This is a genomic window from Paenibacillus baekrokdamisoli (assembly GCF_003945345.1).
In the GTDB taxonomy this organism is placed as follows: Bacteria; Bacillota; Bacilli; order Paenibacillales; family Paenibacillaceae; genus Paenibacillus_Z; species Paenibacillus_Z baekrokdamisoli.
In genome coordinates this window covers 962,043-976,773 of sequence record NZ_AP019308.1, presented here as the reverse complement: position 1 = coordinate 976,773, position 14,731 = coordinate 962,043, and the positions used below count along the sequence as shown (strand labels likewise).

At 47.2% G+C, this 14,731-nt stretch carries 13 protein-coding genes; all 13 read right to left on the bottom strand.

Annotated elements, in window-relative coordinates; genetic code table 11:
* Window positions 1–45: 45 nt before the first annotated feature.
* Window positions 46–1,989 carry a TOMM precursor leader peptide-binding protein gene (locus EKN16_RS04125; protein WP_125653880.1) on the bottom strand — a complete coding sequence of 648 codons (1,944 nt, stop codon included), beginning with the start codon at window positions 1,987–1,989 and terminating at the stop codon, window positions 46–48.
* Window positions 1,986–3,944, bottom strand: coding sequence for a putative thiazole-containing bacteriocin maturation protein (locus EKN16_RS04120; protein WP_311545443.1), 1,959 nt, complete (start codon window positions 3,942–3,944; stop codon window positions 1,986–1,988). Before EKN16_RS04120 ends, EKN16_RS04125 begins: the two co-directional genes overlap by 4 nt.
* A gap of 161 nt (window positions 3,945–4,105) precedes the next feature.
* Window positions 4,106–4,327, bottom strand: a complete 222-nt coding sequence (locus EKN16_RS32065; RefSeq protein ID WP_164522669.1) for a hypothetical protein — start codon at window positions 4,325–4,327, stop codon at window positions 4,106–4,108.
* Between the two features lie 494 nt (window positions 4,328–4,821).
* Window positions 4,822–5,772, bottom strand: a complete 951-nt coding sequence (locus EKN16_RS04115) for a sugar phosphate isomerase/epimerase family protein (RefSeq protein ID WP_125653878.1) — start codon at window positions 5,770–5,772, stop codon at window positions 4,822–4,824.
* A gap of 72 nt (window positions 5,773–5,844) precedes the next feature.
* Window positions 5,845–6,603 (bottom strand): HAD family hydrolase, encoded by a 759-nt coding sequence (locus tag EKN16_RS04110; protein WP_125653876.1) that lies wholly within the window; start codon window positions 6,601–6,603, stop codon window positions 5,845–5,847.
* Window positions 6,600–7,391 (bottom strand): DeoR/GlpR family DNA-binding transcription regulator, encoded by a 792-nt coding sequence (locus tag EKN16_RS04105; RefSeq protein ID WP_125653874.1) that lies wholly within the window; start codon window positions 7,389–7,391, stop codon window positions 6,600–6,602. Before EKN16_RS04105 ends, EKN16_RS04110 begins: the two co-directional genes overlap by 4 nt.
* Before the next feature lies 1 nt (window position 7,392).
* Window positions 7,393–8,427 carry an ABC transporter ATP-binding protein gene (locus EKN16_RS04100; protein ID WP_125653872.1) on the bottom strand — a complete coding sequence of 345 codons (1,035 nt, stop codon included), beginning with the start codon at window positions 8,425–8,427 and terminating at the stop codon, window positions 7,393–7,395.
* Window positions 8,424–9,233 (bottom strand): ABC transporter permease, encoded by an 810-nt coding sequence (locus tag EKN16_RS04095; protein WP_125653870.1) that lies wholly within the window; start codon window positions 9,231–9,233, stop codon window positions 8,424–8,426. Before EKN16_RS04095 ends, EKN16_RS04100 begins: the two co-directional genes overlap by 4 nt.
* Window positions 9,230–10,078, bottom strand: a complete 849-nt coding sequence (locus tag EKN16_RS04090; protein ID WP_125653868.1) for an ABC transporter permease — start codon at window positions 10,076–10,078, stop codon at window positions 9,230–9,232. Before EKN16_RS04090 ends, EKN16_RS04095 begins: the two co-directional genes overlap by 4 nt.
* Window positions 10,079–10,108: 30 nt before the next feature.
* The gene (locus EKN16_RS04085) at window positions 10,109–11,215 is read right to left on the bottom strand and encodes an ABC transporter substrate-binding protein (protein ID WP_125653866.1); all 1,107 of its coding nucleotides are present in this window, start codon (window positions 11,213–11,215) and stop codon (window positions 10,109–10,111) included.
* A 300-nt stretch (window positions 11,216–11,515) separates the two neighbouring features.
* A complete protein-coding gene (locus EKN16_RS04080) occupies window positions 11,516–11,866 on the bottom strand; it encodes an L-rhamnose mutarotase (RefSeq protein WP_125653864.1) in 351 nt (116 codons plus the stop codon).
* A gap of 13 nt (window positions 11,867–11,879) precedes the next feature.
* Complete coding sequence (locus EKN16_RS04075; protein ID WP_125653863.1) at window positions 11,880–13,817, bottom strand: DUF8034 domain-containing protein; 1,938 nt, start codon at window positions 13,815–13,817, stop codon at window positions 11,880–11,882.
* A 4-nt stretch (window positions 13,818–13,821) separates the two neighbouring features.
* Window positions 13,822–14,700, bottom strand: coding sequence for an amidohydrolase family protein (locus tag EKN16_RS04070; RefSeq protein ID WP_125653861.1), 879 nt, complete (start codon window positions 14,698–14,700; stop codon window positions 13,822–13,824).
* Window positions 14,701–14,731: the final 31 nt, after the last annotated feature.

The following is a 14,731-nucleotide window of genomic DNA, read 5'->3' as shown; positions in this document are numbered from 1 at the left end:
AAAGGTTTTGCTAATGCAAAACCGCTCTGAAAACACAAGCTAGGCTTATGGAAACGGATGCGGATGCGGGTTCAGCTGTTCAGGTGTAAGCAACTCCTTCGCATATGCTAGTTCTACTGGTATCCTTAACACCCTCTCCAGCCCTGTCAAGCGGATAAGATGTTGTCCAAACGTCATCGGCAGCATACCCGGGATCAACACTTTTACGCAATAGAGTCCATTTCGTATCGTCTCCGGTGTCGTTTGATCTACCACGATCACATCCAGATTCAATTGGCGGAGGACTTGAAGAAACTCTCTAAGATCATCGGTCAAATCTGCATGCCGAGCCTTAGGTTTAAATTCCTCTTCAAATGTTCGCAGTGGACGATTATGATCTAACAAAAAATGCAGTCGTTCCTCAGCTTGCGGCAAACTATACAGCATGGAATGATCCTCCATCTGCTGCACGAGAAACGGATCGTGAAGCATTTGTTCATACTGCTCCCGGTTCTCCTCATATTTATCGTTTAATGTCAGCAGCATACCCGCCACCTCGTGCAGCGCACTTTTCACCGCCCGCACGGGATCTGGATGGGCTCCAGCTGCGCAAATGAGGTTTACTCCTTTTTGCGTCCTATTTTTCGCCAATGCCCAAATGCTTGGAATTCCGTGCTCCATCGTCGAGTTAAACAAATGCACATCATACCCCGCAACCTCCTGCAAACGCTCCACCATCAAATCCAATTCCAGGTCTCCAGCCGAATAGGGGTCAAGGCGCGGAATTGGCAGCTGCGCGTACCAAGTCATCAGGAACGAATCGCGTTCCACCACTTCCAAAATGCCATAAAATATAGCTTCCTCCAAACTGCCTCCTAACGCGCATCCGTTGGAAGTTTCATAGACAAAACCGTGGCTGCAGCCCGAACTGTAGTAGGCGAGCAGCTCAGGCACAAGAATCGGACGCTCCTGCAAAAATGAGTAGCCCCATACCCAATCGATTTGCTGATCGGGATCAAACGGCTTGAATGGAAAGTTTGGCTTCTCATACTGTTCCTTCTCATGTACCCCTACCTGAACGGGATTGAGTGCCTGGTCTTTCAAATTGTGGAAACTGTCGTGAACGACCGTCCGTTTCCCGCGGGGCGACATGCCGCAGTATCGCTCCAAGCCCTCCAATATAGCTGTCAGTTCGCTATCCGCATAGGAATGAGTCCGTCCTGCACATCCCTCATCTCCCGTAAACAACGGCAGATTAATACTCGAATCAGCAAAAGGCGACATGAGATCAAGCATTTTCCCATTCAAAAAACCCGTTCGAGCATCCAGATAGTCATTAGCTAAAACACCCTTCAGATCTTGCATCGGACGACAGCGGTAACTATCTGCGCTGGTCTTAGGGCTTGGTTGCAGCAAAATACGGGACTCATTTGCAGAGTCATCGGGCAATTGGAAGCAAACTGGACACAGCGGGTCTGGCAAAAAGAAGTGACACGAGCTTTTCAGTGTTTGCATGTTGATCAAAACCACGCTGTCTTCCCTTTGACCTTGGCTGCCTTCCAATACCCTCCGTGCTTCTGCCGCAAGTAGATGAGCCACTTGCAAAAGCCCCGTGTGTGAGGCCCACGCGTCACAGGATTTTGCAGCTTGCATCGACACCCTCTGCTGCAGCTCCCACATTTCCTTGCGGTCGCTTCCCGCTAATAACTGCCGCGTGTCCGCGCATTGAGAGCACCCCGGGGTACCTGGTCGAACCAGCGGTCCGACCACTCCTTCGCCAAATGAAACAAATCCACGCAGCCAAGGCGTTCCGGTCCGTTGAAAAATTTCTTCCGCCCTATAATGAGCGGAGGGATCCCACGCATCGTTTAACACCAGCGCCAAATTCACGGCTTCTGGTACGCCGGATTCAAAATCCCTCTGACGAACGAGCTCATATTGAGAGGACAAATCCTCACATACAAAGTCCGAGAGCAGTCCTTCGCCAATTACCGCCACTATAGCACTCAATGTGATTCCTCCTCTCGAAGCAACACACCAAACACTCCTGCCAATTCCTCTTTCAAGAACGATTCAGAGGCCAAGTCGCAAACCAGAAGCCGCTTCCCGTTCCGTTTCAATATTTGCAAGGCGGTCTGCAGAACCTTCTCTTCTCCGGACTCTTCACAAGCAGGGATAGAAATGCTTTGCGCTGCCTCCTCTCTCTCGATCACAGATGTGATCTCCATCGCTTGCATCACAAGATAAGCCTCTTTGTTTTGTGCCTTTAAGAGTGCTTGTTGAAGCGCCCTGCGAAGCGCCATCGTAAGATTCAAGTCTACAGCGCCGTACCAGCAACCATTTGTACCGACCCATATAACAGGGAAGCCTGACACTTCCTCACCCAAGCCAATCGCCGATACTCCCTGCATGGCAGTCAACACATATAAATAATAGCGGCATCGTTTATCTTCTATCGTACTCAGCTGTACCCGATTGACAGAAGGCTCGCGAGTTGCCAGCCGCCTTCTCAGCTCTTCGGCCAAATACTTTTGCAGTCCGCGACAAGCGCCTTCCGCAACCGTCTCCCCCGCTCCGACACCTACAAACTCGAATGACTGCGGTTCGACTGAACTCCCAGATCCCGAATGTACGGGAAGTGCAGTTACAAGCATACCTGCCATTCGCGATACATACGCCTCGATCCCGGCCAAACCCGCTTCCCTACGGGCCTCATCATGTTTCAGGCCATTGCAGATGATCTCCGGCAGCAGCTCGGTTGGTCCTTCCGATAACGGATCGGCTGCTTGGACGCGGCACTGAGAGAGCGGGAGCTGCTTTAAATCCCCCTCCTCCCAGTTATGGAAAACGCCAGTTTCCATTGATGTCAACCGGCTGAAAAAAGGAATCAGTCCGTCCGATTCCTTTTGGCGTGGACTCCGTTCTAACCCCATCTCAAAATCTTCTATCCATTCGACGGCTGGACATCCGTTCACAAGCGGATGAGGAAGGAACGTATGCCAACTTCCTTCCAACGTCTCTAAATTCAGCAGAAACAATTTATTTTTCAGTTCCGATACCGTTACTTCCGTAACCGTTTTAAGCGTTTCAAACACGATCACATTCGCAAGCATCGCTTCTGACGTGGAGGAGATCGTTTGCAGCTGGGGATTTTTGCAAAGTGCAGAATGATGTATGCGCCGCCATGCCGATTCTAAGCAGCCATCCGAATCTGGATGGATCAGCGGTCCCGCCAGACCCGCCTGCTGCATAAACATAGCAGGGAGCAGCACTTTCTTCTCCTCCTTACAAACTGCGTGAAGTGCCTTCAATTCCCCAATACCGCTCTCATGCGACACATATAGTATCAAATCAAACGGCTGAATAACCTCACGCCAATCCATTCCCCCCTCTTTCGGCAGGTTGACCTCCAACACATCGATCTCTGGGTCCGTTTTATGGACATTCTCCACCAGCTCCGAGAGCCGCTGTCGATTGGTCGTTTCTGAATCCGTGATAAGCATGCGGAATTGGGGCAGTCCGGATTCCAACAAAGACTTAATAAGTGATACGAAAAAATTGCCTGAGCCGACTGCCAGCACTTTAGCCTGACGATAAAGCTGTAACCGATACGCGCCTGAACCGCCAAAGCTGTCCAAAAATTCAATTTGAGAAGCATATTTCTGTAGAACCCCGTCTGGTAAATGATGCGGACGATCTTGGCTCACGTCACGGACAAAGCCGTTTACATACAACACTTCAGCGATTCCATATACCTGTTCCCGGTATTGGTCCGGCAATCCGTCAGTCAAATCCTCCATCGTGTGCTCCCCGTTGAACACTGGAATCAATTTTTCAATCCACTGATCGATCGTGCTGCCTTCCATTCGGAATGAGCCAACATTGTTCCGAAAATAAACGCCTCCGTCTGGGTTAGGGAGAAAAAACGTATCTCCTTTCACTTTAAGACGCATAGAAGGATTCAAATTTCATTCCTCCTTTCCGTGAATATTCACAAATCAATTCATCATTCTCTATATTGATATGTATGGCTATTTGTCCCTCATGCCAGAACTTATATAGAGAGATGCCCCTGCTTGCCTAACCGCTTGCAGGGGCACCTCATACCTAATATGGCTATGCTCTTCTACGAAAAACTAGCGGCAGCGGGCACAGCTCCCACATCGGACACAGTTACTGCAGCGGACACAGTTGCTGCATCGGAAACAATTGCTGCATGAACATGAACATGAACATGAACATGAACATGAACATGAACATGAACATGAACCAAAACCGCCGCAAAAACCAATGCAAAAACCGATACATAGCCTAGCGCCTTGAGGATCATTCTGGCCTTGACCCGCATTTGGCGTCATCCCGCTCGCTTGGAAAGCATCAATATTCAGATTCTGAAGTTCATTTTTAAACTCATTCATTTTTATAACCTCCGTTATCTATTCGTTACTTAAGCACCGGCAGCATAAAATTTTGGTAAGATAGAATTTCGATTGACGAAACCGATTATGATGCCGATGACCCTTCACCAGATATATTTATGAAAATTGTTCCGCTAGTGTTCCTATTACAGACGCCTATAAGGAAACAACATGCCGTAATCTGTTCAATTAACTCCTTCTTTCTTAATGATGGCGAAACAAACGCAAAAAAGAGGTCGACCATAAAACCTTGGTCAACCTCTTATAACGATTATTTCGGAATCTCAAACGACTGCAAAGGCTCAACGATCGCTTTGCTCCCGGTTATGTTTTCGACAGAGCTGAGCTGCAGAGATGGACAGAAGTTCAAGTTCCCGTCCGAAGTCATCGGCGGCATCGTCAACTGTGTAAAAACCAAATAATTTCATCGACAATACTTATCTCTTAGTGCCAGCGTATACTTAACGGATTGTTCGACGCCCTTTTCTTGGTCTTCAATCATTTGCTCCAGAAGTTCCTTGGGCGGATAGTAATAGTCCAGCGGTTTAATCGTGTTTAATTCGTAAGGAGGCTGCTCTACTTTAAACGCACCTTCGCCGACCTGAGATACTCCGCCTGTTCCACGCTCTCTTTTGAAAGAAATCGCATAAGGGAAGCACATTTCCACATTGATTCGGGTTAAAGTCGATTGTTCGACGAGAATTTTGAAGCATGCTTCCATATCGATATTGCCGGCTCCTACAGGAACTCCGCATACCCGGTAATCCTCACCGTCATGAATAATGATATGATCTTTAAAATGTGTCGTAAACGCATACGGCGCCAATTTCTTGACAGCTTCAACCGGATCTTCCCATGCCATCATGCCATTGCCAATATCGCAGTGCGCGCCAACCCAAGGGCTGTTCACTTCCTTGATGATTTGAATGACTTCATCCGCAGTCTCTTCCTCATGATTTTCCACAGCCAGCCGAACTCTATATTTCTTCAAAAGGGGGGCAAGTTGAGTGATATCTTGCGGAGCTCTTCTCAATTTATCCGGATCAAATCCGTCAGTGCAAACGTAAGTCCGAACAACGTCGGCTCCTATCTGATGAGCAGCTTCAATCACTTGAGTTAAATGCCCCGGATCCGTTCCGCGCGTATCGATTTCAGCAAAAAATCCGTATTTCCGGATTTCGTTTCTTACTCTTGCTAAATATTCGTGGTCAAATGATTCAAGAACTCCCCATCCGGGCAGCCCCGGCCATGGATTAATATTTAACATGACCCCGTCTAATCCTAATTCGGCTGTCTTACGGATAAATTGAAAAACATCCATGCGACCTGAAATGAACTGCAAGTGATAGCTTTCCGTTTCCAACCCGATTTTCATAATCTTTCCTCCGAATCATCAGAATATCGTTATGACGCCAACAGCTTTAATCTTAAGAGCAAGCTCGCTTCATCAGTCTTTCTTTTTCATCCAAATGAAATCCCCGTTCTCAGTAACGATATCCCCAACAGAATCTAAGATGAGATCGGCCAACCCGATCAGATCGGTCGTTCCGCTGACACCGGAGAGAACACCAATCGCGAGTCCCGCCGAACCGTTTTTTGCAAATTGAAGATCGACAACCGTATCGCCGGCAACAGCCACTTCATCCGCGCTAATATTCGCAATCTCGCAAAATGTATGAATCATGTCCGGATTCGGTTTCTTCTCGAAATAATCCGATGTGCCGATAAAATCAAAATAGCTATGAATGCCGATCTTTTCCAAAAAGAAATTCGTTGAATCCCGATCGTCCGCTGTTGCGATACCTATTTTCATTCCATGCTTGCGAAGCTGTTCAAGTAAATATGGCAAATCGGCTGTCGGTTTTAAATTGTCCCTATTAGCTTGAGTTAAGCTATAAAGCTCTTTTGTCATCCAATCATCCAACCCAACCAGCTTCTCCTGACTTACATCTGCTTTCTCCAGCATTTGAACAAACGCCCCATAGATATCCTGCGTGGTGCCGCTAGCCAGAAATCCTTTGGGATCTACTTTATTCTCATGCAGCCCGATAGATATGAGTAATTGTTCTTTCAGCACAGGAGAGTTGGCGATTTCTAATTTTTCAAGTAAACGATCTACTAATTGTGTGACAACCAGGACCCAACCGGAATAAAAATCCATTAATGTTCCGTCTTTATCAAACAAAATCCCTTTAATCTGTTTCACTTGATACTCTCCTCATCCGCTGTGATCCAATCGATATGCTCCAGAAATGACCGCCATGATTGCGGCGCTTCATGATCACAAACGATTGCGTTAATTTGATCCAGTTGTGAAAATTTGCATAAAGCTTCCGCACCGATCTTCGAATGATCCGCGAGGATGATTTTTTCTTTAGCCACCTGAATCATTTTCGCAGAAATCGATGATTCTTCGAGTGTGTATTCCATAACGCCTGCAAAAGAAATGCCCCCTGGTGAAATAAAAGCTTTATTCACACAGAACAGATCTAGCATTTTCTCGCACACGGTACCGCTTGTTGAATATTGTTCCGCATTTAATTCCCCGCCCAAGAGGATCACATTTCCGTGAAATAAACCTTGGTTTAAAGAGTCCATAAGCGCATGCGCCGTCGGTACAGAATTGGTCAGAATGGTTATTTTATTAACACCACGGAGAGCATGAGCCATCTCCAGGATCGTAGTTCCTCCCCCTATGACGATGGTGTCTCCATCTCTTACCAGTTGAGCGGCTTTCTGCGCTACCTTCTTTTTGCTTTCCAGGCTGACATTCTTCCGCTGAAAGAACGGCGGCTCTCCTAATTGATAGTTGATTTTGACAGCGCCGCCGTGCACGCGCCTGAGCAATCCTTCCTTCTCCAGCATATCAAGGTCACGCCTAATCGTTTCCATGGATACGTCAATGAGCTTCGCTAATTCCGCCGCATTTACTTTCCCGTATGCCTGCAATCGATCAAGAATAAAGTTTTTTCGTTCTATCGACAAAACCGACATATCAATCACCTTCTTTATTTAGTAAGTTACATTCATCTGCTGGGATCCACACTTTAATGAACAATCCCTCGTCCAAAGCGCTTTTATGGGGCACATTCAGTTCATCCACCAATAAGGTCATATCCTGTGCCTGAATCGAGTAACGGCGCACATTGCCGCGCACGGTCAAACTGCTGATGATCCCTGAAATCCACATGCCTGACATCTGCTGTTCTGATAACGGGTCAAGCGGATGCAGCTCCATAACCTCCGGCCGTATGGCATAGCTGCCGGGTTTGAAAACATGTCCTGTTAAACGGCCTAGCTCATGACTCGTTAATACGTTATAGCTGCCTATAAAGCGGGCGACGAATTCGTTTTTGGGAGATGCGTAAATGTCTTCCGGTTTACCTTGATGAACAATGTTTCCGCCGTTCATAATAAAAATGCGGTCGGAAATCGTCATTGCCTCTTCCTGGTCATGCGTGACGAAAATCATCGTCATCTTCAACTCTCGCTGAATGTTTCGCAGCTCGATTTGCAGGCTTTTCCTGATTTTGGCATCGAGCGCGCTTAACGGCTCATCCAGAAGCAAAATATCCGGCTCCGTGACAAGCGCTCTTGCAAGCGCAACACGCTGCTGCTGCCCGCCGGACAATTGATGCGGATAGGAGGATGCTTTATCCGACATATGGATCAACTCGATAATTGGATTCACCTTAACGGCAATCTCTTTTCGAGGCATTTTTCGCATTTTCAGACCGAATGCAATATTGTCAAAGACGGTCATATTAGGAAACAGCGCATAGGATTGAAAGACCATGCCCACATTTCTGTGCTGCGGCGGAAGATGGGAAATATCGTTCCCGTTCACGCTGATCGTACCGCCGTCCAGCTTTTCCAAACCGGCGATGGCACGCAGCAGCGTACTCTTCCCACAGCCGCTTGGTCCCAGCAGAGTAACCAATTCACCTTTTTCTATCTGCAGAGATACTTGCTTCAGTACAGTAGAATCCGCATATTGCTTAAGCGCTTGATCGATATGGACATAGCTCATGTTACCTTCTCCTTGATTTCTTCTGTCTTCTGAAAACGCCTGCCTAATCTGAGCATCATCCAGGAAATCGCCGCCACTGTAAGGAAATACGTGATCACAATGCTGCTAGCTAAGTGGCCGTTCTCATTCAAGCGTCTCATTAAATAAATTTGAATCGTTTCATAATATCCGCCGATGAGAAAATTGGCCAGGACGAACTCGCCGATCAGGATCGAGAACGATAATAGCACGGATACGAGCATGCCAGTTACCATGTTAGGCAGGACAACGAATGCGAAACCTTTGATTTTGCTCGCGCCAAGCACCTCAGCGGCTTCCATCAGCCTTTTGGCGTCAATCGTTCGCAGAGTGTTACGGATACCTTGATACATATAGGGAAGTACCATTACGTAATACGCTCCGATTAAGATCCAGATCGTCCCGGACAATACGAAAGGCCCGCTGGAATACACCTTTATCAACCCTACGGCTGCAACCACGCCCGGAACGGCGAAGGGGATCATCACAAGCGCCTGAAGGACACGCTCCATTTTAGGCAAATACAAGAACACGACAAAGATGGCGATCGACATCGTAACTACACTTAGAACAAGGGTAATCCCAGAGACGAGAAGCGTTCGCCCGACTGCTTGTAAAAATCGTGGATCTGTATACAAATTCTCATACGAGCTGAACGAATAAGAAACCGGAAGAATCGTGTTATGCCATTCTTTAGCGATCGAATAGAAGAACGTTGCCGCAAGCGGCAGGAAGAGATATAGAAAAGTCATCGAAATGATAAGCGTATGCACCCATTTTTTCTTCATCGCAGATCTCTCCTGAACCGTCGCATCATACGTTCATTACACCACATCGCGACAACCATCATTAATCCTAAAATGACGGCGAGCGCGCTGCCCAATTGTGGTCTTGTGGCAACATCCCCAGCTACGAGCGCGCCGATGCGGATGGGCAGCAAATTATAGCTGCCCCCCACTAACGCATATGCTGTTGCATAGGCGCCCATGGCGTTGGCGAGCAGGATGCTGAACGTGCCAACCACACTGGGAATAATGACGGGGAATCCGATTCGCAGCCAAAATTGGAAAGACGATGCGCCAAGCACCGCGGCGGCTTCTCGCCAATGTTTATGAATACCGGAATAGGCAGGGTAAAGCAGTAGGATCGCTAAGGGCACTTGAAAATAAACATAAACAGCCACTAAACCGCCCCAACTATATAGATCGAAGGAACCTGTAATGTTCCATCCCCATTCTTTAAACAGCAGCGTAAACACGCCGCTGTTGCCGAGCAAAATAATGAAAGCAAAGGCCAGCGGCACGCCGGAAAAATTAGATGTCAAATTCGAGAAGGTCACCAGAATGGACTGGATCTTCGAAGACATTCGCGTCATGGAATATGACGCGGCGATGGCGATCGCGATCCCTATGATGCTGGAATATAAAGATATGAGCAGGCTGTTCAGTATTCCTTTTGTATAATAAGGATTAGTAAAAGCCGTTACATACTGCTTGAACGTATATGTGATCCCGTCATCAGCCAGAAAGCTGTCGCGGATCATGGCTATCAGCGGCAGTAGCTCGAACCCGACAATCAGCAGGGCAAACGGAAGCAGGGCAACGACCGCGAACAGCGTGACTTTGTGATTCATTCGGATAGACCTCACTTCTCATTTAATCCGTTAATTGATGTTGACCAATACTTGTTCTTGCCACAGTTGCGGAATTTTTTTGGATGTTTCATCCCATAATTTAAAATCCTTGATCGGCTTCGCATTTTTATACTGTTCGTTAGGAATCAGCTTCTTCGCAACCTCTTCCGGCAATTTGACGTTGCTGCGAATTGGACGGGCATAGCCTTTGGCCAGATTGATCTGTCCCTCATCACTCAAAATATATTCGCGGGCAAGCTTCGCGGCGTTCGGATGAGGCGCATACTTGTTAATGATGGTTGTATAACCGCTGATGACACTGCCTTCTTTCATAATGTTAACGTCAAAACGATTGGGATCGATTTGGTCTTTAAAGCCCAAAGATACAAAATCCCAAAGAATCGCAACTTGCACTTCCCCTTTTTCCAAATCGGCTTTGGTTATGTCCTTGGTAATCAATCTGTTCTGCTTGGCCAATTTCGCAAAAAAATCCAAGCCGGGTTGAATGTTGCCCTCATTTCCTCCATGGGCGATCGCGGCTGCCAATACGCCCATCTGAGCTTGCGACGACTTGGTTACATCCGGAATCTGAACTTTATAGTCGCCTTTTTCAATATCTTCCCATGTTTTTGGCGGATTTTTCACCTGCGTTTTATCGACAAGCACGGAGATTGTTCCCTGGTAATCGACCAGCCAATGCCCGTCTTTATCCTTCGCCCAATCCGGAATATCGTTCCAGTACGAGGTTTTATACGGCATGGTCACGCCTTTTTGCATGGCAACCGGTCCGAATGCCATACCTACATCCCCGATATCCGCCGTTGGATTGTTCTTTTCCGCGTCAAATTTGGCTATTTCTTCAGAGCTTGTCAAATCCGTATCCGAATGAGATAACCCGTATTTGGAGGTAATATTGCCCCAGGTTTCTTTCCAGTTGGCCCAGTCATCGGGCATACCGACACTGATAACCTTGCCTTCCTGCTTAGCCAGCTTTTGTATCTCTTCCAAAGTCTGTTCTTTGACCGGAACCGGAGTATTGGCCGCAGGAGCGGATTGCTGAGGAGTACCGCACCCTGAAATGCTCAATGCCATCACGCTAATCATTAAGGCCGATTTCAATGAAACATATTTTTTCATGATAATTCCCTCCATTATTGGGTTTCTGTGTGTTTTTATTGTTTTATTCCACATATTTATTGTAGAATCACAATGTTATCCACAAATCAAAAAGATGTTAAGGTTTTGTAAGCAAAAAAGACTACTTTTCACCCAGTAATTAACCTTGGGAAAAAGTAATCTATTATTGACCTCCGGTATTTAGGTTTTGCTAAATTTCACTTGTTACACACTTTCTAGCACAGAATGACCGGTTTCCTAACGGTACTGTCAAACGATTCATATCAAGTGGATGAAACTTACATCACTCGTCCAAGTCATTCACAACAACAGTTGCACCTTCTTGAGTTTCTTATATAGTAACAGTTCTTGTAAGTCGAATATTTTTTCTGATTGTTGCCACACAGTCTCAAAACAACTACCGGTTTTTTCGTGCCATTCCCTTTCCGCGTGTTCATCGATCACTCGATCAAGAATAACTTGGGACGGGTCGAGTTCCGTTAACATGATCAGCAAATCATCTAGAAGAAAAATTTGTAGCTCGGTATATCCCGCTTCAATAATGTGGTTGACGTTTTGCTCAGGTATATGGTCATGCAAATGACGATATTCACCGATACTTTCCCGGTGAAGCCTGGCGACCCGGATTTCCCTCTTTGTTTTCACGTTCATAAGCCCACCCCACTCACTTATCCCGACCACGAATCATCGTAACGGTATCCTTCGGATCGCCCCAAGGGGTTGCATAGGTCGGCTGATTGACATATCGTTTCATTGTCATCTGCAGTCGAATCCCCACTCCAGGTAGAAGTTTAGCGAGAAACCATTTGCCGTCTGCATGCACGGTTTTTTGCATGTGTTCTTCCTGACTCAAAACCGTGACTGTTTCAAACTGATGCTCGCCGAACGTTCCTGCCTGAATGATGACTTGCTTTTCTGCAAATAAATCGATGTTGACCAGACTCAAGGTGACGGAATCGGCAGCCAGCGCTTCGACAAGCGCGGCTACACCCTTTGGCAATCCAGGTCGCTCGGCATGCGCGTCGAAGTAGCGAACACGACCGTGCTGCAGACCGCCATGCGAAGTGTGCATGGGCGCACCGAGCGTCAATTGCAGCAGCCCTTCGAAATAAACCGGGCACATTTCTTGCCACTTATGAATGCTTGACAACGCACCAAGGCTGAATCCGTCAGATGTCCAGTTGTTCGGATCTCCTTCTTCTGAGCGCATTTTTTTCAATTGGCTCGACACTAATTTGTAGTTCGCTTCAAGGATCTGCTCTGGATATTCAGGGCTTTTCCCGCGCATATAATGGAACCATTGTACGGTGTTGCCGTTGTAATGTTTGGTATTCTTGCCCGTTATCGGATTTCCACCGGAATATTCAGGTACATCAATGTCCAGGTCATACTGTAGCTTGTCGATCCGATCTACACGGGCAGCGTCCTCCTCCGCCATAGATAGCGTCCACAGGTGAACGGGATACAGCGGATTTGGCAAGCGATAAGCCGTCCAACCACTATCGAAATGTTTGGTCGGTGTCACCCATCGTCCATTTTCTTCATGTCCGAGTGCCCAATTGAGGTCGAGCTGCTCCCGTGCTAACTGTAATTGGTTCATATCTCCGCTCAGAAGCACGGCATTCATCGAGGCATTGACAATGGGCTCAATAATCGTCAGAAACCCATGCGGCCAGCGCCATCCATAATAGCCACCCCACCATTTGCCATCGTTATACTCTCCGATTTCCCCAGAAAGACCAATGTTATCGGGTATAATTCCACCGTTCTTTGCAGCCCGTTCTTTCCACGCTTGCACGTAATTGATAACCCAATTCTTTAGCTTTTCGTCGCCAGAGTACATATAAGCATGGGTGATAAGTCCGGTTGCGTTCAGATTCAGCGGCACATCCCCCTTCGCCATGCGTTCGTTCATCAAGCGAATGATCTCTTTATACACGTGGTCGTCCGACCACGCACATTTACCACTAGCAAAATCTACGCCCGGGATATCTTCAAAAGGTGCCAAATAGTCGTCAAGAATGCCCCGGTGGGTGCACCAATCTTCTTCGGACATCTCGTGACGAGGCCCCCGACTGCCGGTAATCGGGGAACGAATTAACTTTTTCTCCGAGTCGTAGTTTTGCACTTCCGGATCATCACCTGTATACAAATTAGCAAAACGCTGCGCACGCTGTACGCTTTTCGAATCGCTAGGGGCTGCTAATCCAAGGAAATAAAAGAACAAATAGCCTTCTCCATGATGCATCCAATCATAGTATGCGTCGAAATCGCGGTAAATTTGCCCATATTCCGTCCACTGCCACGTAATGCCTTCCCATACTTGAAGAGCCATCTCGCGCAGTTCTTCATCTCCGCCGAGCGCATACAACAAGGCAAGGTACATAAACCCCTCGTAAGGATCATCCGAGCCATCCATCCCTGGCCAATCGCCGCGCCAAATGAGCGTACCATCTGGAAGGACATACTTCTTCACAAACTCCTTGGCTGCTTGGTTCAGCGTATCGAACAGTTGACGTAGCATCAGAGCCCACTGAGGTGGAATCCACGTTTCCTGCGCCGTAACAGACGCCATTGCCGATAAGTTACTTTCAAATCCCATCTCGTCACGCCTCCCCTAAGTCCCTTGAAGCTAAGTTCTCTTGGATTCTATAAAAATCAAGCGCATTCCGCCATGCTATCCTATCAATATCTTCTGGGCATAAACCCTGTGGAAGACTATTAAAAAATAGTCGAATCACTTCATCATACCCGCCCGCAAGCAAAGCAACGGGCCAGTCACTTCCAAACATGACACGATTCATACCGAAAGCATCAACCACATGAGCAACATACGGCTTCAGCAATTCGGGGTCATATCCGCCAGACAGCGTAATCATCCCGGATATTTTACACATCGCTTCAGGATGGAGCGCGATGGCAGATATGCATTCGGCCCAGTCATTAAAAGCCTCAGGATTTTTCACATCAGGCGAACCTAAGTGATCCAGAACTACCCGTAGGTCTGGGACCTGTCTGTGCAAAGGCACAACGTAGGATAGCTGCTCCGACGGCAAGACGAGGTCGAGTGGCATCCCCTCAGCAGCTAGCATTTGTAAATTACGAACTACTCTAGGTTGAAGTGCTAAATTATTCTCCTTAAGATTGTACAGTGTTGGGCGGAATCCAACTAACCGTGTGCTAGATCTTAAACGAAAGTAGGTATCTGAAGCATCTTCCGAATCCAAATCAATCCAGCCAACAACACCTAACATGGTGTTGTTGCTCTCCGATAACTCTAGCAAAAATTCAGTTTCTGCAACCGTAGCTGCAGCCTGTACAGCGATGGTACCGACAACCCCATTTTCACTTAGGTGCGGTTCCAACATGTCAGGCATGTAATCTCGGTAAAGCAGTCTCAGCTCTGGCGTAAGCCATCCATAATCTTCACGAGATATTTGCCAATAATGCTGGTGTGCATCGATTATTTTTTTTGCTTGATACATATACCCCACACTTTCTTTTAAGTCCGCCTCT

What these genes read in the sequence shown, in the direction of transcription:
- EKN16_RS04080 (WP_125653864.1), bottom strand. Translation starts at nt 11,866, where the DNA reads ATGAACGTGAAAACAAAGAGGGAAATCCGGGTCGCCAGGCTTCACCGG.
- EKN16_RS04115 (WP_125653878.1), bottom strand. Translation starts at nt 5,772, where the DNA reads ATGAAAATCGGGTTGGAAACGGAAAGCTATCACTTGCAGTTCATTTCA.
- EKN16_RS04090 (WP_125653868.1), bottom strand. Translation starts at nt 10,078, where the DNA reads ATGAATCACAAAGTCACGCTGTTCGCGGTCGTTGCCCTGCTTCCGTTT.
- EKN16_RS04070 (WP_125653861.1), bottom strand. Translation starts at nt 14,700, where the DNA reads ATGTATCAAGCAAAAAAAATAATCGATGCACACCAGCATTATTGGCAA.
- EKN16_RS04085 (WP_125653866.1), bottom strand. Translation starts at nt 11,215, where the DNA reads ATGAAAAAATATGTTTCATTGAAATCGGCCTTAATGATTAGCGTGATG.
- EKN16_RS32065 (WP_164522669.1), bottom strand. Translation starts at nt 4,327, where the DNA reads ATGCGGGTCAAGGCCAGAATGATCCTCAAGGCGCTAGGCTATGTATCG.
- EKN16_RS04100 (WP_125653872.1), bottom strand. Translation starts at nt 8,427, where the DNA reads ATGAGCTATGTCCATATCGATCAAGCGCTTAAGCAATATGCGGATTCT.
- EKN16_RS04075 (WP_125653863.1), bottom strand. Translation starts at nt 13,817, where the DNA reads ATGGGATTTGAAAGTAACTTATCGGCAATGGCGTCTGTTACGGCGCAG.
- EKN16_RS04105 (WP_125653874.1), bottom strand. Translation starts at nt 7,391, where the DNA reads ATGTCGGTTTTGTCGATAGAACGAAAAAACTTTATTCTTGATCGATTG.
- EKN16_RS04095 (WP_125653870.1), bottom strand. Translation starts at nt 9,233, where the DNA reads ATGAAGAAAAAATGGGTGCATACGCTTATCATTTCGATGACTTTTCTA.